Below are 24,116 nucleotides of genomic sequence, written 5' to 3'. Positions count from 1 at the left end.
CGGCTGTCAAGCCCTCAACTGCATTTCGAATAGCCGCAAGAGAGGCAGGTGGCGCAACCTTCCTGGAACAACAGCATGGCATTGCCGCATCGCGGGCATGCAATGTGGCTGCGTGCTGTTGAGCCGGAAACAGCCAGGCTCTCACGGCCTGGATCGAGAAATCCGCAATCGATCATGTGCTGCTCGATGATGCCGCCAATGGCGGCAAGCAAGCTCGGCACATAGCGCCCATCCATCCATTGACCGCCGCGCGGGTCGAACACCGCTTTCAGCTCCTCGACGACGAAGGACACATCGCCGCCGCGTCGGAACACGGCGGAGATCATGCGCGTCAACGCCACAGTCCAGGCATAGTGCTCCATGTTTTTCGAGTTGATGAAGATTTCGAACGGCCGGCGCACGCCCTCTTCCACAACGTCATTGATGGTGATGTAGATCGCGTGGCCGGACTCCGGCCAACGAAGCTTGTAGGTCATCCCGGGCAGCGCCTCCTCGCGCTGGCGCGGCTTGTCATCGCCGGCCCCCGCCAAGTGGTTGGGCGGGGCGCTGGATAGCACGCTGCCGGTCACCGCATTGGGGCGATAGGTGGTGCAGCCCTTGAGGCCAAGGTCGTAGGCTTCCTCATAGACGTCCTTGAAGCCCTCGAATGGAAAGTCCTCCGGAATGTTGATGGTTTTGGAAATCGCGCTGTCGACATGTTTTTGAACTGCCGCCTGCATCAGGAGATGGGCCGAGGGTGTCAGCTGGTCTGCGGTGACGAAGGCCGGCGGCAATGGAGCATCGGCGCCGTATTTCTGCCAGTAAAGCGCGGCTGCATAGTCCGTCACCGCTTCGCTGCGCGTGCTGCCACCGGGGTGCACCACCTTCCGTTCATAGCGCAGGCTGAAGATCGGCTCAATGCCGCTCGACACATTGCCCGCGATGAGGGAGATCGTGCCCGTCGGCGCCACCGAGGTCAGCAGCCCATTACGCAGGCCATGGCGCGCAATGCCGCCGCGCAATTCCTCGCTCAGCCTCGCTGCATGGCCCGTTGCGCCAAACCGGCTGGCGTCGAAGAGCGGGAATGGACCGCGTTCCTCCGCGAGGGCAATGCTCGCCCGATAGGCCGCCTGTTCAATGGCCGCCATCCATTGACGCGCCACTTCAGCAGCCTCCCAGGCGCCATAGTTCAAGCCGCACATCACGAGCGCGTCGGCAAGGCCGGTGATGCCGAGCCCGATGCGGCGCTTCGCGAATGCCTCGGCGCGCTGCTTCGGCAAGGGGTAATGCGAGATATCGATGACATTGTCCAAGAAGCGCACCGCCGTCGCCGCCGTGCGGCGCAACGCGGACTCATCAATGCAGGCATCCGGGGAGAAAGGGTTCAACACGAAGCGTGTGAGGTTCAACGAGCCGAGCAGGCAGGCGCCATAGGGTGGAAGCGGCTGCTCGCCGCAGGGGTTCGTGGCGCCGATCGTTTCGCAATAGGAGAGGTTGTTCTCCGCATTGATGCGGTCAATGAAGATTACGCCAGGCTCCGCATACTCATATGTCGCGCGGATGATCTGCTCCCAAAGCCGCGCAGCCGGAACGATGCGGAAGGTGCGGCCCTCGAAAACCAGCGGCCACTCCGCCTTTGCCTTCACCGCCGCCATGAAGGCGTCGGTCACCAGCACCGAGAGATTGAAATTGCGCAACCGCCCGGACTGTTGCTTGGCGGCAATAAAATCCTCGATGTCGGGGTGGTCGCAACGCATGGCGCCCATCATGGCGCCGCGCCTTGTACCCGCCGACATGATGGTCTTGCACATCGCGTCCCACACCTCCATGAAGCTGATGGGTCCCGAGGCATCGGCCCCAACGCCGCGCACCGGCGCACCGCGCGGCCGAAGGGTTGAAAAATCATGCCCGATCCCGCCGCCCTGCTGCATGGTGAGGGCAGCTTCCTTGAGCTGGATGAAGATGCCGTCGAGCGAATCCGGGATGCGGCCCATGACGAAGCAGTTGAAAAGCGTCACCTGGCGATTAGTGCCCGCCCCGGCGAGAATCCGGCCGGCGGGCAGAAAGCGATAGTCTTCGAGGATGCGGTAGAAACTGTCAGCCCACACCAGCCTCCCATCGGAGCCCTCGGCGGCGGACACCGCATGCGCCACGCGCCGCCAGCTGTCCTCGATCCCGGTTTCGGCCTCCATGCCATCACCAGGGCTATAACGGTATTTCATCGCCCATATTTCACGTGCGATAGGGGCGAGGGACGGTTGGGCGGGGATATCCATTGCAGAACCTCCGGTTATAGCGGAGTGTAACGCGAAAGCGCAGCGGAGTCGAGTATTTGTTCTCTTTTTGTACCTGACGCACTTTCCGGCCAAATGGCATCCGGCTGAACGCAGAAAATGCGACAAAACGGACAGATAACAGACAGAAGAGCGTTCTGATTGCGCTAAATCGAAACGCAGCTGTGGACGCCAGACCGGCCCTCTGCCACAAGCCGCGCCGTTTCCGTTTCAATCATAGCTTCCAGTCGCGACTGAAACGCTTTCCTGGTCAGTCCGGGCGGAATTGGCGGGAGGAATGAGATCACCACGGTGCCCGGCCAGCGCAGGAACTGGCGTCGCGGCCAGAACAGGCCGGAGTTCAGGGCAAATGGCACACAGGGCACGCCAAGCTTGCCATAAAGTGCCGCGGCGCCGGGCTTGTAGTCCGGCGGATCATCCGGCCCCCGGCGTGTTCCCTCAGGCATGATCACCACCTGGCGTCCCATGGCGATGGCTTTCTCCGCGGAGTCGATCATGGTGCGCAAGGCCTGTGTCCCGGCCGAGCGCTCCACGGGAATCATGCGGAACTTATGGATGAACCAGCCAAAGAACGGGATGTAGGTCAGTTCCCTCTTCAGCACCATGGCAGGGTCGTCCAATAGCGGCAGGATAGCGAAGGTTTCCCAAAAGGACTGGTGCTTGCCGGCCACGAGGCACGCACCTTGCGGAATATTATCCTTGCCGCGCACCTCCAGGCGGATGCCGGCAATTGTCCGGAGCCAGAACAGCGAGGCCCGGGCCCACAGCTGGAGCGCGCGGATCGACCATTTGCGCGGCGTGACGTAGAAGCCCGAGCCGAGCACGAGAAACAGCGCGAGGTTGATATAGAAGACGACGTTGAACAGCGCGGAACGGAGATAGATCACGTGACGACACCGAGCCGGCGCATCAGCGTGATGCGCGCTGTCACAAGGCAGATGAACGTGGCCGTCACCGGCACGGCGAACAGCACCCCATAGCTCCAAACAGCGATGCTGGGCGTGGCGAACAGGAGCCCGCGGCTGGCGGCCGCGACGCCGGTTTCGCTGCCGCCGCCGAACAGCCCGAGCAGCAGGAAGGTGAACAGACCAAGACCAACGCCGATGAAACCGGAAAGCAGCCCGGTGCGCAGGAACCGCCCGTCGATCTGGCGCGCGATGTAGCTGTCGCGGGCGCCGACGAGATGCAGCAGGTCGACAATATGGCGGTTGGCCTGCAGCACGGCGCGGGTGGCGAAGATCACGATGGCGATGGCCGATACAGAGATCAGCAGCAGGATTGCATAGGACACGGCGGACAAGGCGCGCGCCATGCGCGTCAACTCCGCTTCCCATTTCTGGTGAGTATCGAGCCTTGCACCCTTCACCCGCGAAAGCGCCTGTTCCAAGGCTGCAACATCGGGAGGGTTGTTGACGTCCGAGACAAGCCGGATCAGCCGCGGCACGGGCAGCCCTGCAAGGGAGCGTGTGCCGAGCCAGGGTTCAAGCAGCTTGGCGCCGGCACTCTCGTCCAGCACGTCCGCCTCAACGATGCCGGGGAATGCGGCGGTTATGGCGCGCGCCTTCTCGACCTCCCGGGCAATGACGGCATCACGGACGACCCGCACCTGCACCGTCATCTCGCGTGACAATCCGCTGGTCCAGCTCGTCACGGCGCGGTCGACCAGGATCAACGCGCCAATGGCGAGGCACGCGAGATAGCACATCACGGCCATGGTCACGGTGAGCGAGGTGAGGGAGGCCGCAGTGGCGGGTATAATGGCGCCCGGCTTCATTGCAGGTTCAGAACACCTTGCTCGAGATGCAGCACCGGACGCTCGGCCTGGCGCACCAGGCCCTTGTCGTGGGTTGCGATCAGCATGGTGGTGCCAAGGCGGTTGAGTTCAAGAAACAGATGCAGCAGGCGCTTTGCCAGAACCGGATCGACATTGCCCGTCGGTTCGTCGGCGAGCAGCAGCTGCGGCTTGGCGATGACGGCACGGGCGATGGCCGCCCGCTGCTTCTCCCCACCGGACAGCACGGGCGGCAGGTCGGCGGATTTCTGCGCCAGCCCGACCCAGTCGAGAAGGTCCATCACGTCACGCCGGTAGGAGACTTCTGACTTGCCCGCCACGCGGAGGGGCAGCGCCACATTGTCATATGTCGACAGATGATCGAGCAGCCGGAACTCCTGGAACACAACGCCAATGCGGCGGCGGATTGGAGGCAGCTTGTTGTGGCTGAGACCGGTCACGTCCTCGCCGAATATCTTCAGTGTGCCACGCGTCGGCCGCAGCGCCAGGAACAGCAGCTTCAGCAACGATGATTTGCCTGCCCCAGACGGTCCGGTGAGGAAATAGAAATCCCCCGTGCGCACGGCAAAGCTCACGTCACGAAGGATTTCCGGTCCATCGCCATATCGCAAACCTACATTCTCCAGCCGCAACACGGAGCCATTCCCTCTCGTCCCACTAAGTCTACTTAAACCATCCGAGCTTTAATGAGGCATTAACCACGGCGGAGAATAAATGTACTCATTCCGCGGAAGATTCACTGGATTGGCGCCTCACATGATTGCCCGATGCCCCATCTGCTCGTCGCGCCATGACATTCCGGCGCCAAGACTTGACGGAGGCGGAACGCTGGTCGACTGCGCAAGCTGCGGACATACGTGGGTGGAACCACCCGCCGATGTGACGGAACTCCTCACGCAGGACGAAACAGGCCCGGAGCCGGTTCCGGAAACCGGCGCCATACATCCGCTCATCGGGGCTGCCCGAGGCGCCCAGAACGAATTTCGCCTGCGGCGCCGGGCGCGCCGCGTGCGGCTTGCGGCATGGGCGGGGCTCGCGCTTCTCACCTTTGCGCCGGCCATCGGTGTGCTCGCCTTTCCCGAACAGGTCGTGGCGGCGGCGCCGGGCAGCATCGGCCTCTATGGCTGGATGGGGCGGGAGGTGAATATCTATGGCCTCGAAATCCGCCGGGTCGACCTCCAGCACCTGATCGTCGATGGCCGCAAGGTCATCGCGATCAAGGGCGAACTCACCAATATCTCCTCGATGGAACGCAGTATCCCCATGCTGCGATTCGGTCTTCGCTCGAAGGACAACGCAGAGGTCTATCACTGGACGCTTGACACTGAAGTGCGTCCGCTCCGGCCGGGTGAGAGCACCAACTTCGTCACGCGCCTTGCCTCTCCTCCCGACGCGGCGCAAAACCTCGAAGTACGGTTTGCCCGGGCTAATGAAATCGGACCGGATCACGGGCCATGAGCGAGCTCACAATCGACGGCCACCGCATCGGCATCCTGTTCAGCCAGGCGCAAATCGCAGAGCGGGTAAGGGCGATTGCGGGAGAAATAGCAGCCCGCCAGCCGGCCAACCTGCTCGTTGTTCCCATTCTCAAGGGAAGCTTCGTCTTTGCCGCGGACCTGATCCGCGCCATGCATCATGCGGGGCTTTCGCCCGAAGTCGATTTTATGATCTTGTCCAGCTACCGCAAATCGACGCAGTCTTCCGGTCAGGTGACGGTGCTGCGCGATATCGAGACAGACGTGCGTGACCGTGACGTGTTGCTGATCGACGACATTCTCGAATCGGGACGCACCCTGGCATTCGCCAAGGACTTGCTCGCCGCGCGCGGCGCCAGGGGCGCCTATACCGCCGTGCTGTTGAACAAGCCCGGTCATCTCGCCGCCCACATCGCAGCGGATTTCAAGGGCTTCGAATGCCCAGACAAATTCGTTGTGGGCTATGGTATGGACATGGCGCATCAATTCAGGGAACTGCCCTTCGTCGGCCACGTCATTCCGCGGGGCGCGGCCTCAACCTAGGCTGGCGCCCAGCAGGAAGGCCGCCGACGTGACCAGCGCACCAAGCAGGAATCCGACCAGAATCGCCGAAAAGAAGCGGCCTGCCTCAGCCTCTCTACGGGCGTCACGTATGTGCACGGCAGCTCTGACGGCAAAGGCCTCCAGCTCCCGGCGCGGCAGAAGCCTGATTGTTTCGAATGCCCGCTCTTCCATGTTCCGATCCCGTTTCGAGACGGACGAGCAAGGAGCATGCCAGACCTCACGAAAGCAGAAAGAGCAGTAGGAGCAATCCGCCTGCCGCACAGGCTGCCACCGGCCACCGGCCGGAAGACGTGGCATGACGCGTTGGCTCGCTGCGGGGAAAGTCCATAGCGCCAGAAATATCATCGGCGGATGGCGTGAATGCCTCTGCTTCGAGGGAAGAAGCGTAAAGAGGTTCCGCAGCTTCAGCCCCAAAGGAGTGCCGCGAGGCGGACAATGGGGCACCCCTGCCGCCGACCGCAAGCAACGGCAAGCCCACGACCACCGGGCGGGATCCCGGCGGAGGCTCCTCACGCTGCAGATGGCGCTGAAGAAGGAGTGGATTGGCTGCAAGCCGCATCAGATCATGCTCCCGGCTCCCGGCTGCCGCAGCCCGAGCGCGCGCTGCGCCAAGCTCGGCCAGCATCTCGCCTGGCGTGTCCGCCGACCCATCAATTGGAATTGCCATTACCATTTATCCAGTTGGTGCGGATGTCCTCCTTCTTCACATAGTTCAGCTGCTGCAACAGCACGTGCCGCACAAGCTCCATGCCGAGTCGCTTGTTCGCCTCCCCGGCAATGGCGCCGGTGAGTTTATCGAGGTCTTCCGGCTTCAACCGCCGGAAATCGACGTCGCTGCTCGTGAAGATCACCCGGAAAGCGGAGTCCTTGATGTAGGGCATGGGGTCCAGTTTCTTCTGGGCCAGCAATGCGCGATCGGCCGCGAAGGAGAGCTGAAGGATGACGTAACCCACCACGTCGCCGCCGCGGATCACCGGAACGCTGGTGAGCTCCGACGTCAGTTGCTCCACACCCTGGTCTTCAGTGGAATTAGGTTCGCCTGCCGGCTGACCGAGATAGACCGATGCGAAAGTAGCCCCAGCCGTCACCAGGATCACCCACACCCCGATTGCCGCGAGTTTCAGCATGATCGGTCACCAGCCGCGCGCACCGCTCCGGCAGTAGGTTCCATCGGATTCCGCATCCCTGAGGCCACTGACAATAATGTCGCTGATCTCGCCAACGGCTGCGATGTGCAGCTTCAGCAGGCGGCTGTTTTCCTGAAGTGCATGCGAAAGCCTGCGCAGCAGAGGCCCCAGGGTCGGCCCGGCCGCCGTGGAGATCTCCTTGCGCTGGGCCGCCATCAGTTCACGCAGCGCCTGGTTTTTCCTGTCCGTGAAACCGGCGTGCGTGAAGATCTGCTGGTCGCGAAGGGCAGCGTTCTCTTCATCCACTGCTTCGATGAGTTTCAGGAGGGCCGGCGCTGCGGCCGTGCCGGTAACCGACGGTGGAGTCATGAGGCCATCATCCCTGCTTGCCGATCACTTGGAGGGCGTCCATTGAGAAATAAGGCCACTGCGCGTCGCGTTGCGGCGCGGGCCCGGACCCCGAAGAGGCCAGCATTCCGGCGATCCCCACGCCTCCATTCGCGGCATAGACCCCGGCCAACTGGTCCGCCGCCATCGAGCGCCAGATGCCGGCGGAAGGACCTCCGCCGAAAGCCCCGGAGTCCTCCTCCGGCAGAAGCGTCTCGAAAAGATTGCGCAGCACCATGCGCTCGAAACCCTGATAGGCCGGCGTCTGATCGTCCGCACGTGCCGGTGTTCCTGGCGGTGCGGACAGCACCGGAGCGACCCCAGCGTTATCGATGGGGAGTGCTTTCGGTATCTCCGCATCCACGAGAGTTTCGAACTTTGCCGTAGTGCCGCTCATTGACGTGAGCCGGGCAGCAGCGGCGGTCCGGCGCGCGGGATCAGCAGCGCGCATCACGTCGGCAACGAGGTCGGACGGAAGGGTTACGGCCATGGCGTTTTTTCCAAGTGAACCCTCACTTCACCACGCCTGGCTTGCCCGGGGCTTTTTCCGCCATGGCCAGAGCGGCCTCACGGCCCTCTTCCATTGCGACATGCCGCTGCCGCCGGGCCGCGGCTTCCCCAGCCCTGCGCAGCAGAACATCTTCCCGGCCCCGCGCCATGAGAAGTCTGGCCGCCAGCGCGCGTGCCTCCCGCTCGCTGGCGGCAATCGACGCATCGATGTCGCACAGGCGTCGCAGGGCAGCGGGGTAGAAGACGAGGCCGGCGGCGCTCACCTGTTCCAGCGCCGATAGTGTGTCGAGCCGCGTTTGCCGAAATTCTTCCTGGCATTGCCGCTCCGCGGCAATCTTGCCTTCGAGTAACCGGGTGAGATCGGCCTGCGCCCGAGCCAGGCGCAGCAGGCGTTTGGAATCGCCACTCAAAAACCGCCCTCCACCAGCCAGGTCCGGTAGGCGCCGGCGAAAATCATCGCCCAGTCGACCCACACCAGGTAAAATAGAAGAAACCCACCCAGCATCACCGCGCCGGTGGTTGCGTGATACATGGAAATCTGCTGGGCGAAACGATTACCCATGCCGAGCGCAAAGTTGACGATCACGCCATAGAGCAGAAATGGACCCGACAGCCTGAGCGCAAGAAGCCAGGTCTCATTGAGCGTTTGCAGCAGGTTCGACAGCAGGGCATCGGCGCCAGGCGGCGCGCCCGGGGGCATGACAGCGTAGGAGTCGATCACCGCCTTCAGCAGTTCGATGTGGAGACCCATTGCAAAGATCAGCGTCACGGCAGCTGTGGAGACGAGCGTAGCAAGGGGAGAACCGGTGTCAGCCTCCTCGAGCGGAATGCCGGGAATTCCGGCCAGCCCGATAAAGTTGGAAATGGCGGTGGCGGCGAATTGCAGAGCCAAAAGGAAGCAGCGCGCCAGAAGGCCGAGCAGCGCCCCGATGACGGTCTCCTGCATGATCAGCCAGATCTGGCGATCAGGAGAAGCCGAGCCCGTTTGACTCACAATCTCCGGCACGATCATGGGTGAAACGGCGGCGGTGATGGCCAGCGCCACAAACAGCCGCACATGCACCGGCACGCGCGGGCTCGAAAGCCCCGGTGCGAGAAGCAGGCAGCCACCGATCCGGCAGAACAGCAGGACCAGCCCAAGCAATTGGGTCTGCAACGGCTCGGTCATGAAAGCGATGCAATCACGTCCAGTTTCACGCTCCGCGCGATTTCGATATGCGACAGCACCGCGATGGCAGGAAGCAGCCGGTCGACGATCATGCGGACATAGGGCCGGGCTTCGGGCGCGGTAACGAGCGCGAACTGTTCGCCCCGGTCCACGAGCGGCTTGACCGCGGTGGAAAGTTCGCCCGCGAACTGCTCGATCAACCTCGGGTCGAGGTCGAACTCGAAAACATCGCCCTTCCCGTCGCGCTTCAGACTCTGGATGAACGAAATGTCCCACCGGCTTCCGAGGCGCACGACCTTCAGCAGTCCGTCTTGCGCAAGGTCACCGCAGATCTGCTGGGCCAAACGGTGGCGCACATGCTCCACGATGGCCTCGGGCTTTCGCACATGCGGCGCGATCTCGGCGATGGCTTCGAGAATGAGGTGCAGGTTGCGCACCGATACGCGTTCGGCCAGCAGCAGCTTCAGAATGGCCTGGAAACCCGAAAAGGAGAGAAGCGACGGACAGGTCTCGTCGAGAAGCCGCTTGTATTCCGGTTCCAGCCGGTCCGTCAGGGCGCGCAGGTCCTTGTAGGACATCAGGTTCGCGAGGTTGCTGCGGATCACTTCCGAGAGATGCGTGAGCATCACTGACATGGGATCGACGGGAATATGGCCATTGGCGCGCAGTTCGGCGGCGAAGACGTCCGGATACCAGCAAGCTTCCATGCCGAAAGCAGGCTCGCGCACGTCGTCCCCGGGAAGGTCAGGCTTGGGTTTGCCGCCGGGAATGACCAGGAGTTCGCCCAGCCGCAGTTCGAAGCTCGCGGCCGTGGTGCCGTGGATGCGGATGGCATAGCTCCGTGGCGGAATGAGCAGGTCGTCCCCCAAACGGATATCCGGAATGACGAAGCCATAATCCTGCGCGAAACGGCGGCGCATCTTGGCCACGCGGTGGGCAAGCTCGCCGTGCGACACCAGCATCGCGCTCGAGATTTGGCGGCCGAGGCGCAGTTCGATCTCGGGCGTCCGCAGGAGCTCCTTGACGGAGCTCTTCTCTTCCTCCTGCCGGGTCGCCTCATCCCGGCGCTGCTTGTCATCCGCGGCCTGGCGCTCGCGCGCACCCTGCCTTACGATGGTGACGGCACCACCCGCAACAATGCCCGCCAGAAGCGCAAAAGGCAGAAAGGGAAGCCCCGGAACCAGCGACAGTATGCCGAGCAGCATGGCGGCCACCAGAAGAGCGCGCGGATAGGCGCCGAGCTGGGTGAAGATCGCCTCCTGCGCCTCGCCCCGGTTCCCGCCCTTCGACACGAGGAGACCGGCGGCCAGCGACACGATAAGCGCGGGAATCTGGGTGACGAGGCCGTCGCCCACCGAGAGCTGGGTGTAGACGTCCGCCGATTCCGAAAAGCTCATGCCATGGCGCATCATCCCGATGATGATGCCGCCGAAGACATTGACGCCGGTGATGATGAGCCCGGCGATGGCGTCGCCGCGCACGAACTTCGAGGCGCCGTCCATCGACCCGAAGAAGGCGCTCTCCTGCTCGAGTTCGGAGCGCCGCCGGCGCGCTTCCTTCTCGTCGATAAGCCCCGCCGAAAGATCGGCGTCGATCGCCATCTGTTTACCGGGAATCGCATCAAGCGTGAATCGGGCTCCCACCTCCGCGATGCGGGACGCGCCCTTGGTGATCACCATGAAATTGATGGTGATGAGGATGACGAAGACGATGACGCCGATGACGAAATCCCCGCCCATCACCAGGCGGGAGAAGCCGCCGACCATGTGGCCGGCGGCCGTGGGCCCCTCATGCCCGTGCGACAGAATGAGCCGCGTGGTCGCCACGTTCAGCGACAGACGCAGCATGGTGGCAATGAGCAGAACGGTGGGAAAGGCCGAGAAGTCGAGCGGCCTTCCGATCCACAGCGCAACCATGAGAATCACGACCGACAGCGAGATCGAGAGGGCAAGTCCCAGGTCGAGCAGAAACGGCGGTACTGGCAGGAATAGGACAATGAGGATCGCGACAACGCCCGCCGCGAAGCCGATGTCACGGTTGCCCGATCGCGGAGCCGGGCCAGCGGGAGCGATTCGCGATGCGTCAGTCATGCCGGGCGACATGCATCGTCAGAAGCCGGTTTCGATGTGGGCGTAAACCTGCTCGGTAAAGCTCATCAGCTGGCCTGCCGCGACCGGGGCGAGCAGAAGCAAGGCCGCAAACACCGCAAGAATTTTGGGCACGAAAGTGAGCGTGGCCTCCTGGACCTGGGTGAGCGCCTGAATCAGCGCGATGACAATTCCGATCAGGGTGGCCGCGCCCACCGCAGGACCCGCCCCGACGATGACAGCCCAGATTGCGTCTTGCACCAGCTTCAGCGCGTCGGCTTCGTTCATGCCGCGCTCACAGTGTAGCCACCGCCCAGGGCCAGCGTCCGGCCGTCCCTCAGCGTTGCGACGAGGCCGTCCTGGCCCATCGTCACGCTCGTCGCCACGCCGGACACCGACCCATCGAGGCTGCTCAGCTTGCGGCCTATCAGCACCGAGCCCAGTGTGGCATTGGACGAGGACAACAGCGAATCCAGCTTGCCGTTCAGCTTGATCGACTGCTCGACCGTCGAGAAGGATGCGAGCTGGGAGAGCGTTTCTGTCGGATCATTGGGTTTCGTCGGATCCTGGTTCTTCATCTGCGCCATGAACAGCCGCAGGAAGCTTTCATAATCCATATTGGTCTTGAACGGTTGGGCCGCGGCCCTCGAAGTGGTAGCAGGGGCGGCTGCGGTGGGGTTTACGGGGGTCATCAGGCAGCCTCCTCACTGGCTTCGGATTTCCGGCCGCCGGCAAAGGACAGCCGCAGTTGCTTCAAGGCGTCGAAATACCGGCCTTCAGCCACCTTCTGGTCGGCGAGGTCGATCTGCTGGCGTACGCTCTCGTCATCGGTCGCCTGGCGCGTGCGGAAGGAAAGATGCTTGTAGAGTTCCGCCGTCATGCCCGCGTTGGCCGGATCCATGAGCATGGATTGAACCACGAAATAGAGCTGCCTTACCGGAGTTGTCGCCTCGTCCGCCTGCATGACATGGTTCTCGAGCAGAAAAGTCACGTCGTTGAGAAACTCGAGGGAGGTTCTGCGGTCCACCCGCAGCACCGCGCCGTTGACGTAGAGCTTCTCACCACGCTTGAGATGAATGAACATGTGCGTTCCTTCCCAGTCCGTTCCTAATGGTCTCCGACACTTCGATCAGGGCGGAGAAATCGTCGACATGCCCCTGGCGGATGTCCTCGGAACGCCGCAGCATCCAGATGCCGATGGAGATCAGGCTGGCGCGGAGGGCTTCAGGCAGGCCATTGCCCTCATCCGCGAGATCCTCGAGCAGGATCGTCCAGAGGCGGTTGACGAAGAGCAGCGCCTCGACCGAGTCGCGCGTGCCGCGGCCGGCCTGCTGGGCGCGTTTCAGCAGAGCTATCGCGGTGTCGAAGGCCCGCCGCTCGTTGTCGCGTATCTGCTCGGTGGTGTCTTCGAGCATCGCCATATAGGTCGATTCATACATGCTCATCTGTTCCCATGGTGGTCCGGGCTCCGCTTCAGATATAGGAAAGAAGACTCATGCGGCTGATCCGGCCGGTCAGCGCATAAGAGCTCTCGAGTTGGGTCATAAGCACGTTGACGCGCGTGGCCGCCTCATAAGGGTCGACACCCTCAAGAGCGTTGACCGCAGCCGTGAGCCGCGGCTTCTTCCCGTCGATCTCCGCCTGCGCCGCCTTGACTCCCGACTGGCCGATGCCAATCCGTGACTGTTCCTCGCCGAGTCTTGCCTGAGCCTGCGAAATCAGGACGAGCGCCCGGTCGGTGGCGGCTATGAAGGCCGTCGCGTTGAGTTTGCCGCGGCCCAGCACCTCCATCATCGAGAAGGCCTGGGCCATAAGTGGCGCGAAGGGTGCGTTGGCGCTGCTGGATACATCGACAGCGCCGCCGGAGGGGAGCCGCAGCTTGGGCGTCTCGTCGGCTGCCGCCGACCACGTGGACGTCCAGCCGGGCGAGGTGAAAAGAGCCGCGAAGGCGCCATCTAGAAAACCTCCGATGTCCGTGGCGCTCAGAGAGGCCGCCGCCGGATCGTCCGGCGCGAAGCCGAACTGCGCCTGGAAGGCGCTGGCGATGGCCTGGCGCGGCCCCGCGTCATAATCGGCAAGCGGAGGCGTGTTGCTGGCCAGCCCGGAGAACAGATATTGTCCGTTTTGGGTGACGGAGAGCGTATCCCGCATGGAGTCGAGGGAGGTTCGCGCCAGCGCGGCGCTCAGCGCCCGCCCGTTTTCGGAATTGCGCGCCCCAGTGAGCGTGGAGCGAAACTGCTCCGTCAACTTGTTGAGAGAGGAGAGGGAGGCCTGCACGGATTCGCCCCGGGCGCTGGCAAGGCCGAGGCTGGCGGCTGACTGGTCGAGCCCCGCCAGCTGAACCCGCAGACTGATGGCCGCGCCCGTGAGTGCGCCAAGCGCGAGGCCGACGTCCTCGTGGCGGCCGGAGGCGGACTCGGCCTGCGCCTGCGCCAGCCGTTTCTGACTCTCCGCCGTGGCGAGACGCAGCGGCTGCAGCAGCAGGCGGGTGGGAATGGAGTCCACTATCCCCATCAGTTTACGGCCTCAAGCAAGGTGTCGAACATGGAATTGACGGCTGTCAGCACCTTGGATGACGCCTGATAGCTTTTCTCGAGGTCGAGCAGTGTCGCCATTTCCTGGTCGATGTTGACGCCATTGATCCGGGCAAGCGACTGAGCGGCGCGGGACTTGCCCGCTGCCGCCGCATCGCCTGAGGCCTGCGCGTCCTGCCGCTTCGCTTCGACCCAGGAGGCGGATCTGGCCCCGTAATCTGTCAGCGATGCGTCACCACCGAGGCCACCCCAGTTGCCGAATGATTGTTTCCTGTCGAGCGCGTCTGCAAGCTCGGCGATGCGGGTTTGGAAGCCGGCCTGGCCTGTAGCGTTGCGTAGATAGCCAGGTCCGCCGAAACCGCCGTCCCGGATCAGCAGCGGTGTGCCGCCCTGGTCCGGATCGGCCAGAGCGTTGATCCGGATCCTGCCCGCCAGCCCGGCATTCGGGTTGCTGAGCAAGGGGAGCGCACCCGTGCCCTGGAACAAACCCTCCACTGTCGGCAGGCTTGCAGGCAATTGCGGATCCGCCTCGGAGAATGCATTGATGAGTCCCGCGGCAATCTGATCCAGCAGCAGCGAAAGCTGTGGCGCAAGTCCGTCCCGCAATGCCGCGTAGGCCGACAACTTGCCGCCGGAAGCAGGCATCGTCGCGCCGGCGCCGGTCACCGGCACGCCATCGATTATCAGCGCATTGCCCGCGCTGCCGGCAGCCAGGTGGCCGGAGGCCGCAAAGCTCACGCTGCGCGGGCTTGCCTCGAACAGAACCGCGCCGCCTTCCGCGTAGATCGATACATCGTTGTTGGGCCGCACGGTGGTGCGGATGCCGATTTCATCCGAGAGCAGCTTGAGGATCGCGTCGCGCTGGTCCAGAGATTCCGTCAGATCGCCCGCTGTCCCCTGGCCGCGAACGATGGTGTCGTTCACCACTTTGAACTGCGACAGAAGATGAGTGATGCGTTCGGCAGAATCCGCCATGCTCCGATCCGCCTCGGAACGGATGGAGGAGACCTGGTCCGAAGCTGTGTTGAGCTTCTGGGCCGCGCCGCGAGCGGCCTCCAGCGCAGCGCGCGCAAGGCTGGAGCTGGCGGGATTCTGTTCATAGCCGCGCAACGCCGTCTGCAGCTTTCCGAGAGCCGCCGCGATGGACTGGTCGTCTTGCGGGTCACCGGTGATGGCGCTCATCCGCTGCAGAGCCTCGAGCGTGACCTGCTGCCCCGCCGCGCCACTGGTGGATGTCAGCAGCTTGTCGAGCAGCGTGCGGTCGGTACTGCGCGCGATCTGGGCCACAACGGGGCCGGAGTTCGGCAAGGTGACGATCTCGGCCGTGCGGCGGGAATAGTTTTCGTCACCCGCCGAACTGACGTTCCGGGACACGACAGCCGACTGCGCCGCACTGACGGAGAGACCCGCCAGCGCGTAGTTCAGTGCCGAAGAAAGAGTTGCCATTGCAGGGGCCTCATGCCGCCGTCATGCCGTCTAGCGCTTCAGATTGACCAGCACGTCCATGAGCTCCGAACCGGTCTGGAACACCTTTGAGTTCGCGGTGTATCCGCGCTGGGCATCGATCATGGTGGTGAGCTCGCTGGCCAGGTCCACGGTGGACTGCTCAAGCGTCTTGGAGATGATATCGCCAAGCCCGCCGGACTGCGCAAAACCGATCGTAATGCCCCCGGTCTCGGACGAGGCCTGGAACACATTCCCCGCGAGTGGCGTGAGCAGGTTGGGGCTCGTCACATTGGCAAGGGGAATACGGAACACCGGAATGCGGGTGCCGCCATCGTAGATGGCATATACGAATCCGTCGCGCGAGATTTCGACGTTCTTGGGCTCGCCTGCCGGCGTACCGTTCACCGACGCGGAAAGAACGGTATATCCGGTCGCGAATTGCGTTGTTCCGCCCACGTCGAGCGTGAAGTCGGCCCCGCCCGGGATGGTGAAGGTGAAAGCCGTCGATTGCGAAGTAACGAACTTGCCGTCGGCGCCAAACGCGAGAGACTGTGTCGTCAATGGACCCGTCCCATAGGGAAAGCCGCCGCCGGGGGCAGCGTCGCGCGAGTCATAGACCGACATCTCCCAGTTTCCGGTTCCAGTCTTCGCGAAATAGACGTCCAGCGTCACCTTGGCGCCCAGATTGTCATAGACTATCAGCGAGGATTTTGCCGTGTAAGTCGAAGATGCATTGTTCAACGATGGGAGGTTGGTCATCGCGACGTTGCTTGCGGTTGACGGCAGATTGGCGCGAATGGCGCCCTGAGAGGATGGCGTAACCGAGAGCGATGGTCCGCCGAAGCTGACCGGCGTGAGGTTATCGAATCCATTCAGCGTCACGGTCGGCTGGCCGGGGTTAAGTTTGTAACCGAGCAGGGCGAAGCCGGCGGCATTGACCAGAGTTCCACTGCCATCGGGCACGAAGGCGCCAGCCCGCGTGAGGAATGGCGTGCCCGCCGGGTTCGCCACCATGAAAAAGCCGTTGCCGCTGATTGCGAGGTCGCTGATCGACGAGGTTGCCACAAGGCCGCCCTGCGCATCGATGTTGTAGCGGACGTCCGTCAGCACAGCGCCCGACTCATAGGCGGCATCCGAGTTGGACAGGATCAGGCTGGAAAATTCGCAGCTCGCGCTTTTGTAGCCGGTGGTGTTCACGTTGGCGACATTGTCCGCCACTGCCGAAAGACGGTTTGCCTGGGCATTCATGCCCGACACGCCGGTGCGCATCACGCCGTAAAGACTCATTGCCTGAACCCTTTGCTAACCCTTTCCGCAGCATGCGGCGTTTGGCTTGCGCCGGACTGATGCACGCAATCACCTGCAGAATTGGCGTGAGGCAGGCGTCCAGGCGCCGAAACCGGTGGCGACGAGATTGCGGATCACGGCGCAGATGTAGCGCTTCTGGGCAGGATCGTTGTGCGGTCCCGCGTGGTAGCGGGCCACGGCCATGGCCCAGCTTCCTTCCTTCTGCCGCAGGTCTTTCAGGAAACGGGCCGCATATCTGACATTGAGAGCCGGATCGAGCATCGCCGAGACGGAGGCAAAGGCGCGCCCGTGATAGTGATGGTTCACCTGCATGCAGCCAAGATCGATGAGCTTCTTGCCGGAGCGCCGGGCGCGGTCGTATTCGGCCAATGCATCCTGCTTCGTGGTGGTGATGACTGTGAGCCCCTCGATGTTGAGGGCATAGGGGTGAAGCGAACCCTTGCGGCCGGTCTCCGTCATGGCGACCGCATAGAGCACGCCGAGCGGCACCCCTGCCTCCGCCGCCGCTCCGGACATCTCGCGCTCGCAGACACCCCCCGCTCCGGCGGGCGCAGCAGCGCTGGCCTCACACAACGAGATCAGCAGAAGCAGGCTGCAGACGAATTTCTTCATGGCTCTCACCTTCCCTCGCAGGAGATGGCGTCTCCCGCTTGCGTGAAGGTGATCTCTCCCCGCCACCTGCCGCGAAGCTTCCGCCCATGGCACTGCCCGCATCGCCAGTTGCACCGCCCTGCGGGGTGGGCAGACTGTCGGCGGACTGAACCACCACCACGACGGACTGGGCACCCTCCGGCCGCAACAGGTTGCCAACACGCTCCTTGAGAAGACCAAGATCGGTTCGCAATGCGTCTGCGGCGGCCTGGGTCGTGACGGTGATGTCGATGCGCATGTCAGCGCCGCGCCGCCGAAGTGTTATGTCCACCTCGCCCAGCGCTTCCGGACGGAGCTTCATCCGCAACACGCGGATTTCGCCAGTGGGACCCGAGGCGTTGAGAAGCGTGTTCGTCACCATGGGAAGCACCGCGCCCGGGGTGTCCAAAAGAGCGAGTATCTGCCTGACAGGCGCCTGGGTCACCGGCGTCTCCGGCACGGGCGGAGCATGAACCGCCGATGGGGAGGCTGGCGTTTGGGCAGCCGCCTTCTGCGCTGTAGGCGTGATGGGTGGTGCAGCCGTATCGGACACGGCCATCGGCTCTTCGGCCCGTGCATCCGAAATTGCCTTTGACGTTGGCTCACCGTGCTGGTCCTGTGCCACGGCAGGCAGACGGGAATGCTTGTCACGATCGCCGCCGCCGGCGGAGCGGGAGTCCTCGTCAGCATGGCGATCGTCCAGTTTCAGCGTTGAAGCGCCATGTGCCTGCGCAGGCTTCGGAGCGAGTTCGTTTACCGCCTGAGGGTTCTCTTGCTTCTTCACCTCCGCGTCGAGCCGGGCTTCCGGCTCCGGGGCCGGCGAAGCGGCAGGGGATTGATCGCTTCCCGGCGTGATCCTTCCCGCTGCAACAGAGCACACAGTCACCGGCGGCAGAGCGGTGGAAAAATTCACCGGGTTCCATGCCGGGCCAGGCGCCGGGTTGGCCGGTTGTTCCTGCGGAGCGAGCTGGTCTCCATCGCGTGACGAACCGTCTTCTCTTTCCACCGCCTCCCTGTCATGCGCTTCACCCTGGGCTTCGGGCTGCAGCAGGCCCGGCTCCGCGAGAAGCGCCGCGAAGTCGACCACGCCGCCCTGTTGCGCCGGAGTGTGCCTATGATTGGGCATCGCCAGGTAACGTGCGTCCATGATATGGCAAAGGATGCGCGGCATCAGTCCAGTTCCCCGATCAGCTTGGAAGTTGCTGCGAGCAGGCTGGAGCCGCGTTGCTCGCGTGCATCCGGCTCGGTTTTGTCCGCTGCGACGCTCGAACCCGCCGGGGTGTCCGGCCGGTCGATCTGTTCTCCCACCACGAGAGCCGCTTCCAGCAGCGTCCGTTCCTGGGGGCCTGGAAGATCGGCGCGGATCGACCGCAGCTTGTGCAATGCCTCATCGCCCTCGGGAGACACGATTTTGAAAAGGTACAGGTAGAAGGAGGCCATTTGATCCTCCGCGCTCCCGTCCTCCGCCAGGCGCTCCAGCCTCGCGGCGGCAAAACCGGTGAGCGGGGCATTTGCCCTTGCGGCGGACAGTCGGACGAGAGCCACATAGATCCGGCGCTGTTCCTCCGCCGACAACATGCCGAGCACGCGGTCGAGGGTCTTGAGGTCTGGTCCTGGCCCCTTCTCTGTCCATGTGACGATTTGGGCCGTGACCTCATCCCAGAAGCCTTCTTTGTAGACCGATGCCGGAAAGCGCCGGATATAACGCTCCAGCCGCCGCCAGAAGGCTGCTTCGTTACGTGCATCGGCATAGGCCAGCGCCGATCGTCGCAAGGCTGATTCCTCGATGGCGGTGCCCGGCATGACCGAAAGCGCCAAGGCATAATGGTCCTGGCTTGCATCCTCCCGCGCCAGCAGGGCCTGGGCCAGGGCCATGCGTCCGGCGATCTGCGCCGGCAGCTGCAGCGGATTGAGCTTCGCCATGAGGCCCGCCGCGGCAGCCCGATCTCCGCGCATGAAGACTGCAGCGGCTTCGAGCAGCCTGCGGTCATGCGCGGTGGTGTCCGGTGCTTTCGCCAACCGCTCCGCCACCTGCGGATCCCCGCCGCTGAGGACATAGGCGGCGACTGCTGTGGCCGGCGGCGAAGCGGCATGGCCGGTTTCGGCTAAGAGAGCCTTGTCAATGCTGCGCAGCAGGCGCTTCTGCTCGTCGATGGCGGCAATGCTGCCCATAGCGGCAGCGTCCTGGAGGGACAGCAGGCGCTTGATGTCATCTTCGGCCTGGGATGATGCTTGCGGCGGAGCGGCGGCGGCCGTTCCACCCGCCTCTTCTCCGGCCATGACGGGGGCGCCTGCGAGCCACGCCGCCAAGCAGACGAGGCAGGCGAAGGCATTGCGCATCATGGGGTCTCCTGCCCCATGAAGATTTCGATCCGGCGGTTTTCCGGCGCCTGGGGATCCGCCGCGTTCCGCGGCTCGAGATCCGCAACGCCTTCGATGCGACGGATGCGTTTCCCGTCAAGGCCGCCGCGCACCAGCATGTAGCGCGCCTGGTTGGCGCGCGCTGTCGAGAGCTGCCAATTGTCGTAATACTTGTTGCGATAGGGCCGCGAGTCCGTATGGCCGCGGACGATGATTTTGCCCGGGCGTGACTGGAGGGCGCTGGCGAGGGCCTCCACCAGCTTCAGCATCCGGGGTTCTGGCTCGGCGGAACCCATCTTGAACATTTCGAAATCGGCGCTCTCGGTAAGGCTCACCAGCACGCCGCCATTGATGGCCTTGATCTCGACCTGTCTCGACAGCTGCTGCGGCGCTTGTCCGAGGCGGCTTGCGACCTCCTTCAGCAGCCCGGCAGCCTCTCGGGAAACCGTCTTGTCCTTCCCGGCCTCTTCGGTTGTCTGCTTTCCGGGCTGTCCGGGTTGCTGATCTGATGCAGCACCTTGCGTTGCCGGATCGCCCTTCGTGATGCCGGCTGCCCCTGCCTTCTCCCAGCTCCGCGGATCGAAAGGATCGCCCACGCCGGGGTTGCTCTTGTCGGGCTTGAGTGACGGCGCGATCTCAACGTCGCTTTCCAGCCCGGCATTCCGGAACTCCGAGCTCGACACCGTCTTCGCAACGCGGTCGAGCGATTTGGGCGGATTGGCCATCATCTCGGCTTCTTCCAGCGTATCCTTTTTTGCAGGCGGCGAGCCCTCGCCTGTTTCGCCCGACTTCCGGTTTTGCGGATTACGTGTGTCCTTAACGTCCTTCAGGCTGCGCGAACCCGTCGAGGTGTCAGTCAGCTTGATCGGGTTGAAATAGCTGGCCACCTGCGCGCGCGTCTCTTCGTTGGAGGCGTTGATCAGCCACATCACGAGGAAGAAGGCCATCATCGCGGTCACGAAGTCGGCATAGGCAATCTTCCAGGCGCCCGCCTTTGTTGCGGCGCCATCATCCACGACACGGCGGCGCACGATGACGATTTCCGGCTTGTCTGCGTCCGCACCGCCGCTCATCCCTCATGCTCCGTTATGATGCCGATCCAGTGCGCGGCGAGAAGCTCGAAGCGCTCCCGCCTCCGGGTGAAGACAAGCTCCACCGCCGCCGCCTCGGTCATCTGCACCTCCAGGCCGCGGCCGCGCAGCTCGGCATGCAGCGCCTCATGCAGGTCGATGGGCGCCCGTACATCGAGTAGCGGTTCGTGCGAGGCGCCAAGCGACTTGCCGACGAGACCGGCAAGTTCGGCGCTTGCCCGCAAGGCGGCGTGCCGTCCGAGGAACGGCTGCAGGATGCCGGTTACGGCGCTTTCGATGTCCTCCTGCAACGACCGCAGGCCGGCCGCGACTTCGTGGCCAATCCCTGCCGCAAGCTCCGCGCCGAGGCGGGCCGCGAGTTCCGCTTCCCGCAGCGCGGCCTCGGCCTGCTGCGCTGTCAGCTTATCACGAGCTTCGGCGAGCGCCTCCTCCAGTTCCTGCACGCGCCGGGCGCCGCCGTCCGCCGCTTCGACCCAGGCGAGGCCTTCAGCCATCGCGTCGTCCGAGCCGTTGCTGGAGGCCCCCTCCTCCGCCATCGCGGGAGCCGAGGCGCCGCCCGGGTTCCGGAGCCACCGTTCCAGAGGAATCATGCGGCGCGTCCCTCGGGCTCGTTCAGCCACTGTTTCAGGACTTCGACGGCGCGCTCGGGATCAAGCTCGACGATCTTGGCGAGCCTGTCCTTGGGGCTGCTCGCCACCTCGCGCGCCAGGCTGTCGAGCAGCGGATCCGTCTCAGACCCGCCAAGTTGCGGCAGGGCGAAACTGTCGAGCGCCGCGCTTCCGGCTGACATGTCGGCCAGCGGCATTCCCGCAGGGTCTGCCATGCCGGGAAGCGCGGCGGCGTTCATCCCGGCAAGCGCCGGGCGCTCCGCCACAATGATGCGCAGTGCTGGCCTCAACCCGAGCAAAAGAACGAGAAGGGTGATCAGCACGAGGACCCCGGCATTGATGAGACTGCCGGAGTGGTTCGCGAGCCAGGACAGCACGCCCTCCGGCGGTTCCTGCGCTGCGGCCTCTTCAGGCAGGAAGTCGGTGGCGGTAATGGTGACCGTGTCGCCCCGCGACTCGACGATGCCCGCGGCAGAGATGACGAGCTTCTGAAGCTCGGCTATCCTCGCGGTGACAGCCTCTGGTGCCGGCGAGGCGCCGAGGTCCTTGACCAGCATCGCGCGATTCAGGACGACTGCAACCGAAAGCCGGTCGACCCCGTATCCGTCCGATGTGGTCGAGACGGACCGCGAGTTGATCTCGTAATTGGTGAGCTCTTCCTTGCGGTCTTTCTTCTCGCTCGATTTGTCGCCGGCCGGGTTCGTGGCCTGCTCGACGGGAATGTTCTGCTCCACCGTCACGCCCGCGGCTCCCTGGGCGTTTTGCGCCTCGCCGCTTTCCTTGATGGTGCGCACCGAGCGTTCGACGCGGGAATTGGGATCGAATGTCGTCTCGCTGGTCTGCCGCCGGTCGGCGTTGAGTTTTGCATTCACGCTCACGCGGAAGTTCTCCGCGCCGACATAGGGCAGGAGGGTGCGTGCGATCCTCGACTCGATGTCGCTGGAGATACCGCGCTCCAGGCCGATCAGCTTCTCCGGGGCGGCGGAGACGGAATCGTCGGAGGATGCGAGCAACCGTCCGTCGGCGCCCATGATGGTGACGTCGTTCGGCGACAGTCCGGGAATTGCCGCTGCGACGAGGTGGCGGATGGCCGCCGCAGCCCTTTCTCCGGCGTCGCCCTCCGCCCTGACGATGACGGATGCCGTGGCCTGATCGTTGCTGCTCCGGAAACTGCCCTCATTGCGCAGGGCGAGGTGCACGCGCGCGGCCTTGATGCCGTCGGTCAGGCGAATGGTCTTCGTCAGTTCGCCCTCCAGCGCCCGCACCTTGGTGACCTGCTGCATGAATGTGGTGAGGCCGAGCGAACCCAGCTTGTCGAAGAGCTCGTAACCCGAGCTGTCGCTCCGCGGCAGGCCCTTCTCCGCCAGCAGCATGCGCGCCTTTGCTGCATGCCCGTAGGCAACGAGGACCGAATCGCCATTGCTGTTGACATCGAAGGGAACTCCCGCGTCCTGAAGCGCCGCCCCCATGCGGGTCACGTCCTGGGGGTCGAGACCGGAGTAAAGCACTTCCTGCTGCGGGCGGCTGAGGAGATAGCCGCTGACGCCCACCAGCAGGAAAACCGTCAGTCCCGTGAGTCCAAGGGCCACGAGGCGCCGGGCTCCGAGCGCCGCGAGGCTGTCCCGCAGCCGCCTGAGAATGTCCAACATGCCGTTCAAGCCAACCTCCGCTGCCGCGGCCCCCCGTCCGGCGCCGCCTCACCCACCATCCTCCATTCCGGTTTCGCTTCGGGAAAGATCAGCCCTTGAAAAGCGAGAGGATGTTCTGGCTGTTCTGGTTGGCGATGCTGAGCGACTGCACGCCCAGCTGCTGCTGAACCTGGAGTGCCTGAAGCTTCGTCGACTCCTCGTTCATGTCGGCGTCAACCAGAGCCCCGACGCCGCGCGTGATGGCATCCATCAGCGAGCCCACGAAGTCCTTCTGAAGGTTCACGCGCTGCTTCACGGCGCCGAGATTTGCAGCCGAGCTGGTCATCTTGGTAATGGCGGAATCGACCCAGGCGATCATCTGCTCAAGGTCCTCCACGTCAGTGTCGCTGTTGGAGAGGGTGGAGATATCGAGGTTTGCGACGGAAAAAGTCACCCCGCCGTTGGCCGTCGTATCCGTGGAGTCGAGAATGCCGGACTGGTCGGCGGCGTCGTAGAGCTTGATGTTCGCCACATCGATCGAAATGGTCCCGATGGCGATCCCCGACGTGGCCCGCGAGAAGGAGGCCACGATGGTCTTCGTGGCGGTATAGTCGGGGGATGAGGAGTCAACCGATATCCAGTTTTCGCCGCTGAACACCGAGGTGCTGCCGATTGACGTGAGCTGGCGCTGAAGCTCGGTGATTTCCGACTGGATCTTGGCCCGGTCAACACCCGGCTGGCGCGCGGCGACCAGCTTGTTCTTGATGTCCTTCACCGCGTCGATGGCGCTGTTGACACCGGTATAGGCGACATCGATCGTCGCGGAGCCGAGGCCCAGCGCATCCTTCACGGTCGAAAGCGCGCCATTGTCGGAGCGCATGGTGGTGGCAATCGACCAGTAGGCCGCATTGTCTTCCGCCTTGCCGACGCGCAAGCCGGTCGAGATGCGGGTCTGCGTCTCGTCGAGTTTGCGGATTGTCGCCGTCAGATTCTGCAATGCGGTCATTGCAGAGCCGTTGGTCAGGATGCTGGCCATCGCGGATGTCCCTAAGCGGAGTCGATGAGTGAGAACATTCCGGAGCCAGGCCGGCCGACGGTGGTGGCATCATGCCCAGCTGCCACAGAAC

The 24,116-nt window shown here is 63.8% G+C and carries 27 protein-coding genes and 1 pseudogene; 3 read left to right on the top strand and 25 right to left on the bottom strand.

Annotated elements, in window-relative coordinates; all coding sequences use genetic code 11:
* Positions 1-14: 14 nt before the first annotated feature.
* From IOC69_RS01675 to ftsE, 4 genes are all read right to left on the bottom strand, one after another.
* Positions 15-2,255 carry an adenosylcobalamin-dependent ribonucleoside-diphosphate reductase gene (locus tag IOC69_RS01675; protein WP_366935494.1) on the bottom strand — a complete coding sequence of 747 codons (2,241 nt, stop codon included), beginning with the start codon at positions 2,253-2,255 and terminating at the stop codon, positions 15-17.
* Positions 2,256-2,419: 164 nt separating this feature from the next.
* Positions 2,420-3,160: a 1-acyl-sn-glycerol-3-phosphate acyltransferase gene (locus tag IOC69_RS01670; RefSeq protein ID WP_290541784.1), complete on the bottom strand. Its 741-nt coding sequence runs from the start codon at positions 3,158-3,160 to the stop codon at positions 2,420-2,422.
* Positions 3,157-4,047: a hypothetical protein gene (locus IOC69_RS01665; protein ID WP_290541783.1), complete on the bottom strand. Its 891-nt coding sequence runs from the start codon at positions 4,045-4,047 to the stop codon at positions 3,157-3,159. The genes IOC69_RS01670 and IOC69_RS01665 overlap by 4 nt, the downstream gene beginning before the upstream one ends.
* Positions 4,044-4,700 carry a cell division ATP-binding protein FtsE gene (gene ftsE, locus IOC69_RS01660; protein WP_290541782.1) on the bottom strand — a complete coding sequence of 219 codons (657 nt, stop codon included), beginning with the start codon at positions 4,698-4,700 and terminating at the stop codon, positions 4,044-4,046. The genes IOC69_RS01665 and ftsE overlap by 4 nt, the downstream gene beginning before the upstream one ends.
* A gap of 79 nt (positions 4,701-4,779) precedes the next feature.
* Between ftsE and IOC69_RS13675 the strand changes: the two are divergent.
* The 3 genes and pseudogenes from IOC69_RS13675 to hpt all read left to right on the top strand — a co-directional run.
* Positions 4,780-4,917: pseudogene (locus IOC69_RS13675) on the top strand (hypothetical protein); the annotation flags it as partial.
* Positions 4,918-4,944: 27 nt separating this feature from the next.
* Positions 4,945-5,523 carry a hypothetical protein gene (locus IOC69_RS01655; protein ID WP_290541781.1) on the top strand — a complete coding sequence of 193 codons (579 nt, stop codon included), beginning with the start codon at positions 4,945-4,947 and terminating at the stop codon, positions 5,521-5,523.
* Positions 5,520-6,083, top strand: a complete 564-nt coding sequence (hpt, locus tag IOC69_RS01650; RefSeq protein ID WP_290541780.1) for a hypoxanthine phosphoribosyltransferase — start codon at positions 5,520-5,522, stop codon at positions 6,081-6,083. Before IOC69_RS01655 ends, hpt begins: the two co-directional genes overlap by 4 nt.
* On the opposite strand, the gene IOC69_RS01645 is transcribed toward hpt, so the two are convergent.
* The 21 genes from IOC69_RS01645 to IOC69_RS01545 form a co-directional block, all read right to left on the bottom strand.
* Positions 6,075-6,275: a hypothetical protein gene (locus IOC69_RS01645; protein WP_290541779.1), complete on the bottom strand. Its 201-nt coding sequence runs from the start codon at positions 6,273-6,275 to the stop codon at positions 6,075-6,077. The genes hpt and IOC69_RS01645 overlap by 9 nt on opposite strands.
* Positions 6,276-6,754: 479 nt before the next feature.
* On the bottom strand, positions 6,755-7,231 hold the full coding sequence (locus IOC69_RS01640; RefSeq protein WP_290541778.1) for a hypothetical protein: 477 nt from the start codon (positions 7,229-7,231) through the stop codon (positions 6,755-6,757).
* Between the two features lie 6 nt (positions 7,232-7,237).
* Entirely contained in the window at positions 7,238-7,600 is a 363-nt protein-coding gene (locus IOC69_RS01635) for a hypothetical protein (RefSeq protein ID WP_290541777.1), read from the bottom strand.
* 7 nt (positions 7,601-7,607) lie between these two features.
* Positions 7,608-8,108 (bottom strand): rod-binding protein, encoded by a 501-nt coding sequence (locus IOC69_RS01630; protein ID WP_290541776.1) that lies wholly within the window; start codon positions 8,106-8,108, stop codon positions 7,608-7,610.
* A 22-nt stretch (positions 8,109-8,130) separates the two neighbouring features.
* Positions 8,131-8,538 carry a hypothetical protein gene (locus IOC69_RS01625; RefSeq protein WP_290541775.1) on the bottom strand — a complete coding sequence of 136 codons (408 nt, stop codon included), beginning with the start codon at positions 8,536-8,538 and terminating at the stop codon, positions 8,131-8,133.
* Positions 8,535-9,296 carry a flagellar biosynthetic protein FliR gene (locus IOC69_RS01620; protein ID WP_290541774.1) on the bottom strand — a complete coding sequence of 254 codons (762 nt, stop codon included), beginning with the start codon at positions 9,294-9,296 and terminating at the stop codon, positions 8,535-8,537. The genes IOC69_RS01625 and IOC69_RS01620 overlap by 4 nt, the downstream gene beginning before the upstream one ends.
* Positions 9,293-11,386, bottom strand: a complete 2,094-nt coding sequence (flhA, locus tag IOC69_RS01615) for a flagellar biosynthesis protein FlhA (RefSeq protein ID WP_290541773.1) — start codon at positions 11,384-11,386, stop codon at positions 9,293-9,295. Before flhA ends, IOC69_RS01620 begins: the two co-directional genes overlap by 4 nt.
* 18 nt (positions 11,387-11,404) lie before the next feature.
* A complete protein-coding gene (locus IOC69_RS01610; protein ID WP_290541772.1) occupies positions 11,405-11,671 on the bottom strand; it encodes a flagellar biosynthetic protein FliQ in 267 nt (88 codons plus the stop codon).
* Complete coding sequence (flgD, locus tag IOC69_RS01605) at positions 11,668-12,075, bottom strand: flagellar hook assembly protein FlgD (protein ID WP_290541771.1); 408 nt, start codon at positions 12,073-12,075, stop codon at positions 11,668-11,670. Before flgD ends, IOC69_RS01610 begins: the two co-directional genes overlap by 4 nt.
* On the bottom strand, positions 12,075-12,467 hold the full coding sequence (flbT, locus tag IOC69_RS01600) for a flagellar biosynthesis repressor FlbT (RefSeq protein WP_290541770.1): 393 nt from the start codon (positions 12,465-12,467) through the stop codon (positions 12,075-12,077). The genes flgD and flbT overlap by 1 nt, the downstream gene beginning before the upstream one ends.
* The gene (flaF, locus tag IOC69_RS01595) at positions 12,442-12,828 is read right to left on the bottom strand and encodes a flagellar biosynthesis regulator FlaF (RefSeq protein WP_290541769.1); all 387 of its coding nucleotides are present in this window, start codon (positions 12,826-12,828) and stop codon (positions 12,442-12,444) included. The genes flbT and flaF overlap by 26 nt, the downstream gene beginning before the upstream one ends.
* A 28-nt stretch (positions 12,829-12,856) precedes the next feature.
* Complete coding sequence (locus tag IOC69_RS01590) at positions 12,857-13,897, bottom strand: flagellar hook-associated family protein (RefSeq protein WP_290541768.1); 1,041 nt, start codon at positions 13,895-13,897, stop codon at positions 12,857-12,859.
* Positions 13,897-15,363 (bottom strand): flagellar hook-associated protein FlgK, encoded by a 1,467-nt coding sequence (gene flgK, locus IOC69_RS01585; RefSeq protein ID WP_290541767.1) that lies wholly within the window; start codon positions 15,361-15,363, stop codon positions 13,897-13,899. Before flgK ends, IOC69_RS01590 begins: the two co-directional genes overlap by 1 nt.
* A gap of 30 nt (positions 15,364-15,393) precedes the next feature.
* Positions 15,394-16,650 (bottom strand): flagellar hook protein FlgE, encoded by a 1,257-nt coding sequence (locus IOC69_RS01580; protein WP_290541766.1) that lies wholly within the window; start codon positions 16,648-16,650, stop codon positions 15,394-15,396.
* Between the two features lie 69 nt (positions 16,651-16,719).
* A complete protein-coding gene (locus IOC69_RS01575; protein ID WP_290541765.1) occupies positions 16,720-17,283 on the bottom strand; it encodes a transglycosylase SLT domain-containing protein in 564 nt (187 codons plus the stop codon).
* Positions 17,237-18,472, bottom strand: a complete 1,236-nt coding sequence (locus tag IOC69_RS01570) for a flagellar hook-length control protein FliK (RefSeq protein ID WP_290541764.1) — start codon at positions 18,470-18,472, stop codon at positions 17,237-17,239. Before IOC69_RS01570 ends, IOC69_RS01575 begins: the two co-directional genes overlap by 47 nt.
* Positions 18,472-19,644 (bottom strand): hypothetical protein, encoded by a 1,173-nt coding sequence (locus IOC69_RS01565; protein ID WP_290541763.1) that lies wholly within the window; start codon positions 19,642-19,644, stop codon positions 18,472-18,474. Before IOC69_RS01565 ends, IOC69_RS01570 begins: the two co-directional genes overlap by 1 nt.
* Positions 19,641-20,735 carry a flagellar motor protein MotB gene (locus tag IOC69_RS01560; RefSeq protein WP_290541762.1) on the bottom strand — a complete coding sequence of 365 codons (1,095 nt, stop codon included), beginning with the start codon at positions 20,733-20,735 and terminating at the stop codon, positions 19,641-19,643. The genes IOC69_RS01565 and IOC69_RS01560 overlap by 4 nt, the downstream gene beginning before the upstream one ends.
* The gene (locus IOC69_RS01555) at positions 20,732-21,343 is read right to left on the bottom strand and encodes a hypothetical protein (protein ID WP_290541761.1); all 612 of its coding nucleotides are present in this window, start codon (positions 21,341-21,343) and stop codon (positions 20,732-20,734) included. The genes IOC69_RS01560 and IOC69_RS01555 overlap by 4 nt, the downstream gene beginning before the upstream one ends.
* A complete protein-coding gene (fliF, locus tag IOC69_RS01550; RefSeq protein WP_290541944.1) occupies positions 21,340-23,010 on the bottom strand; it encodes a flagellar basal-body MS-ring/collar protein FliF in 1,671 nt (556 codons plus the stop codon). The genes IOC69_RS01555 and fliF overlap by 4 nt, the downstream gene beginning before the upstream one ends.
* 88 nt (positions 23,011-23,098) lie before the next feature.
* Positions 23,099-24,025 carry a flagellin gene (locus IOC69_RS01545; RefSeq protein WP_290541760.1) on the bottom strand — a complete coding sequence of 309 codons (927 nt, stop codon included), beginning with the start codon at positions 24,023-24,025 and terminating at the stop codon, positions 23,099-23,101.
* Positions 24,026-24,116: the final 91 nt, after the last annotated feature.

This window comes from Aestuariivirga sp. (genome assembly GCF_020252405.1).
In the GTDB taxonomy this organism is placed as follows: domain Bacteria; phylum Pseudomonadota; class Alphaproteobacteria; order Rhizobiales; family Aestuariivirgaceae; genus Aestuariivirga.
This window is presented reverse-complemented; position numbering and strand designations above follow the sequence as displayed.

Excerpts from the sequence above, each read along its gene's own strand:
- IOC69_RS01675 (WP_366935494.1), bottom strand. The coding sequence starts at position 2,255 with ATGGATATCCCCGCCCAACCGTCCCTCGCCCCTATCGCACGTGAAATA.
- IOC69_RS01665 (WP_290541783.1), bottom strand. The coding sequence starts at position 4,047 with ATGAAGCCGGGCGCCATTATACCCGCCACTGCGGCCTCCCTCACCTCG.
- hpt (WP_290541780.1), top strand. The coding sequence starts at position 5,520 with ATGAGCGAGCTCACAATCGACGGCCACCGCATCGGCATCCTGTTCAGC.
- IOC69_RS01645 (WP_290541779.1), bottom strand. The coding sequence starts at position 6,275 with ATGGAAGAGCGGGCATTCGAAACAATCAGGCTTCTGCCGCGCCGGGAG.
- IOC69_RS01640 (WP_290541778.1), bottom strand. The coding sequence starts at position 7,231 with ATGCTGAAACTCGCGGCAATCGGGGTGTGGGTGATCCTGGTGACGGCT.
- IOC69_RS01635 (WP_290541777.1), bottom strand. The coding sequence starts at position 7,600 with ATGACTCCACCGTCGGTTACCGGCACGGCCGCAGCGCCGGCCCTCCTG.
- IOC69_RS01630 (WP_290541776.1), bottom strand. The coding sequence starts at position 8,108 with ATGGCCGTAACCCTTCCGTCCGACCTCGTTGCCGACGTGATGCGCGCT.
- IOC69_RS01620 (WP_290541774.1), bottom strand. The coding sequence starts at position 9,296 with ATGACCGAGCCGTTGCAGACCCAATTGCTTGGGCTGGTCCTGCTGTTC.
- flhA (WP_290541773.1), bottom strand. The coding sequence starts at position 11,386 with ATGACTGACGCATCGCGAATCGCTCCCGCTGGCCCGGCTCCGCGATCG.
- IOC69_RS01610 (WP_290541772.1), bottom strand. The coding sequence starts at position 11,671 with ATGAACGAAGCCGACGCGCTGAAGCTGGTGCAAGACGCAATCTGGGCT.
- flgD (WP_290541771.1), bottom strand. The coding sequence starts at position 12,075 with ATGACCCCCGTAAACCCCACCGCAGCCGCCCCTGCTACCACTTCGAGG.
- flbT (WP_290541770.1), bottom strand. The coding sequence starts at position 12,467 with ATGTTCATTCATCTCAAGCGTGGTGAGAAGCTCTACGTCAACGGCGCG.
- flaF (WP_290541769.1), bottom strand. The coding sequence starts at position 12,828 with ATGAGCATGTATGAATCGACCTATATGGCGATGCTCGAAGACACCACC.
- IOC69_RS01590 (WP_290541768.1), bottom strand. The coding sequence starts at position 13,897 with ATGGGGATAGTGGACTCCATTCCCACCCGCCTGCTGCTGCAGCCGCTG.
- flgK (WP_290541767.1), bottom strand. The coding sequence starts at position 15,363 with ATGGCAACTCTTTCTTCGGCACTGAACTACGCGCTGGCGGGTCTCTCC.
- IOC69_RS01580 (WP_290541766.1), bottom strand. The coding sequence starts at position 16,650 with ATGAGTCTTTACGGCGTGATGCGCACCGGCGTGTCGGGCATGAATGCC.
- IOC69_RS01575 (WP_290541765.1), bottom strand. The coding sequence starts at position 17,283 with ATGAAGAAATTCGTCTGCAGCCTGCTTCTGCTGATCTCGTTGTGTGAG.
- IOC69_RS01570 (WP_290541764.1), bottom strand. The coding sequence starts at position 18,472 with ATGCCGCGCATCCTTTGCCATATCATGGACGCACGTTACCTGGCGATG.
- IOC69_RS01565 (WP_290541763.1), bottom strand. The coding sequence starts at position 19,644 with ATGATGCGCAATGCCTTCGCCTGCCTCGTCTGCTTGGCGGCGTGGCTC.
- IOC69_RS01560 (WP_290541762.1), bottom strand. The coding sequence starts at position 20,735 with ATGAGCGGCGGTGCGGACGCAGACAAGCCGGAAATCGTCATCGTGCGC.
- IOC69_RS01555 (WP_290541761.1), bottom strand. The coding sequence starts at position 21,343 with ATGATTCCTCTGGAACGGTGGCTCCGGAACCCGGGCGGCGCCTCGGCT.
- fliF (WP_290541944.1), bottom strand. The coding sequence starts at position 23,010 with ATGTTGGACATTCTCAGGCGGCTGCGGGACAGCCTCGCGGCGCTCGGA.
- IOC69_RS01545 (WP_290541760.1), bottom strand. The coding sequence starts at position 24,025 with ATGGCCAGCATCCTGACCAACGGCTCTGCAATGACCGCATTGCAGAAT.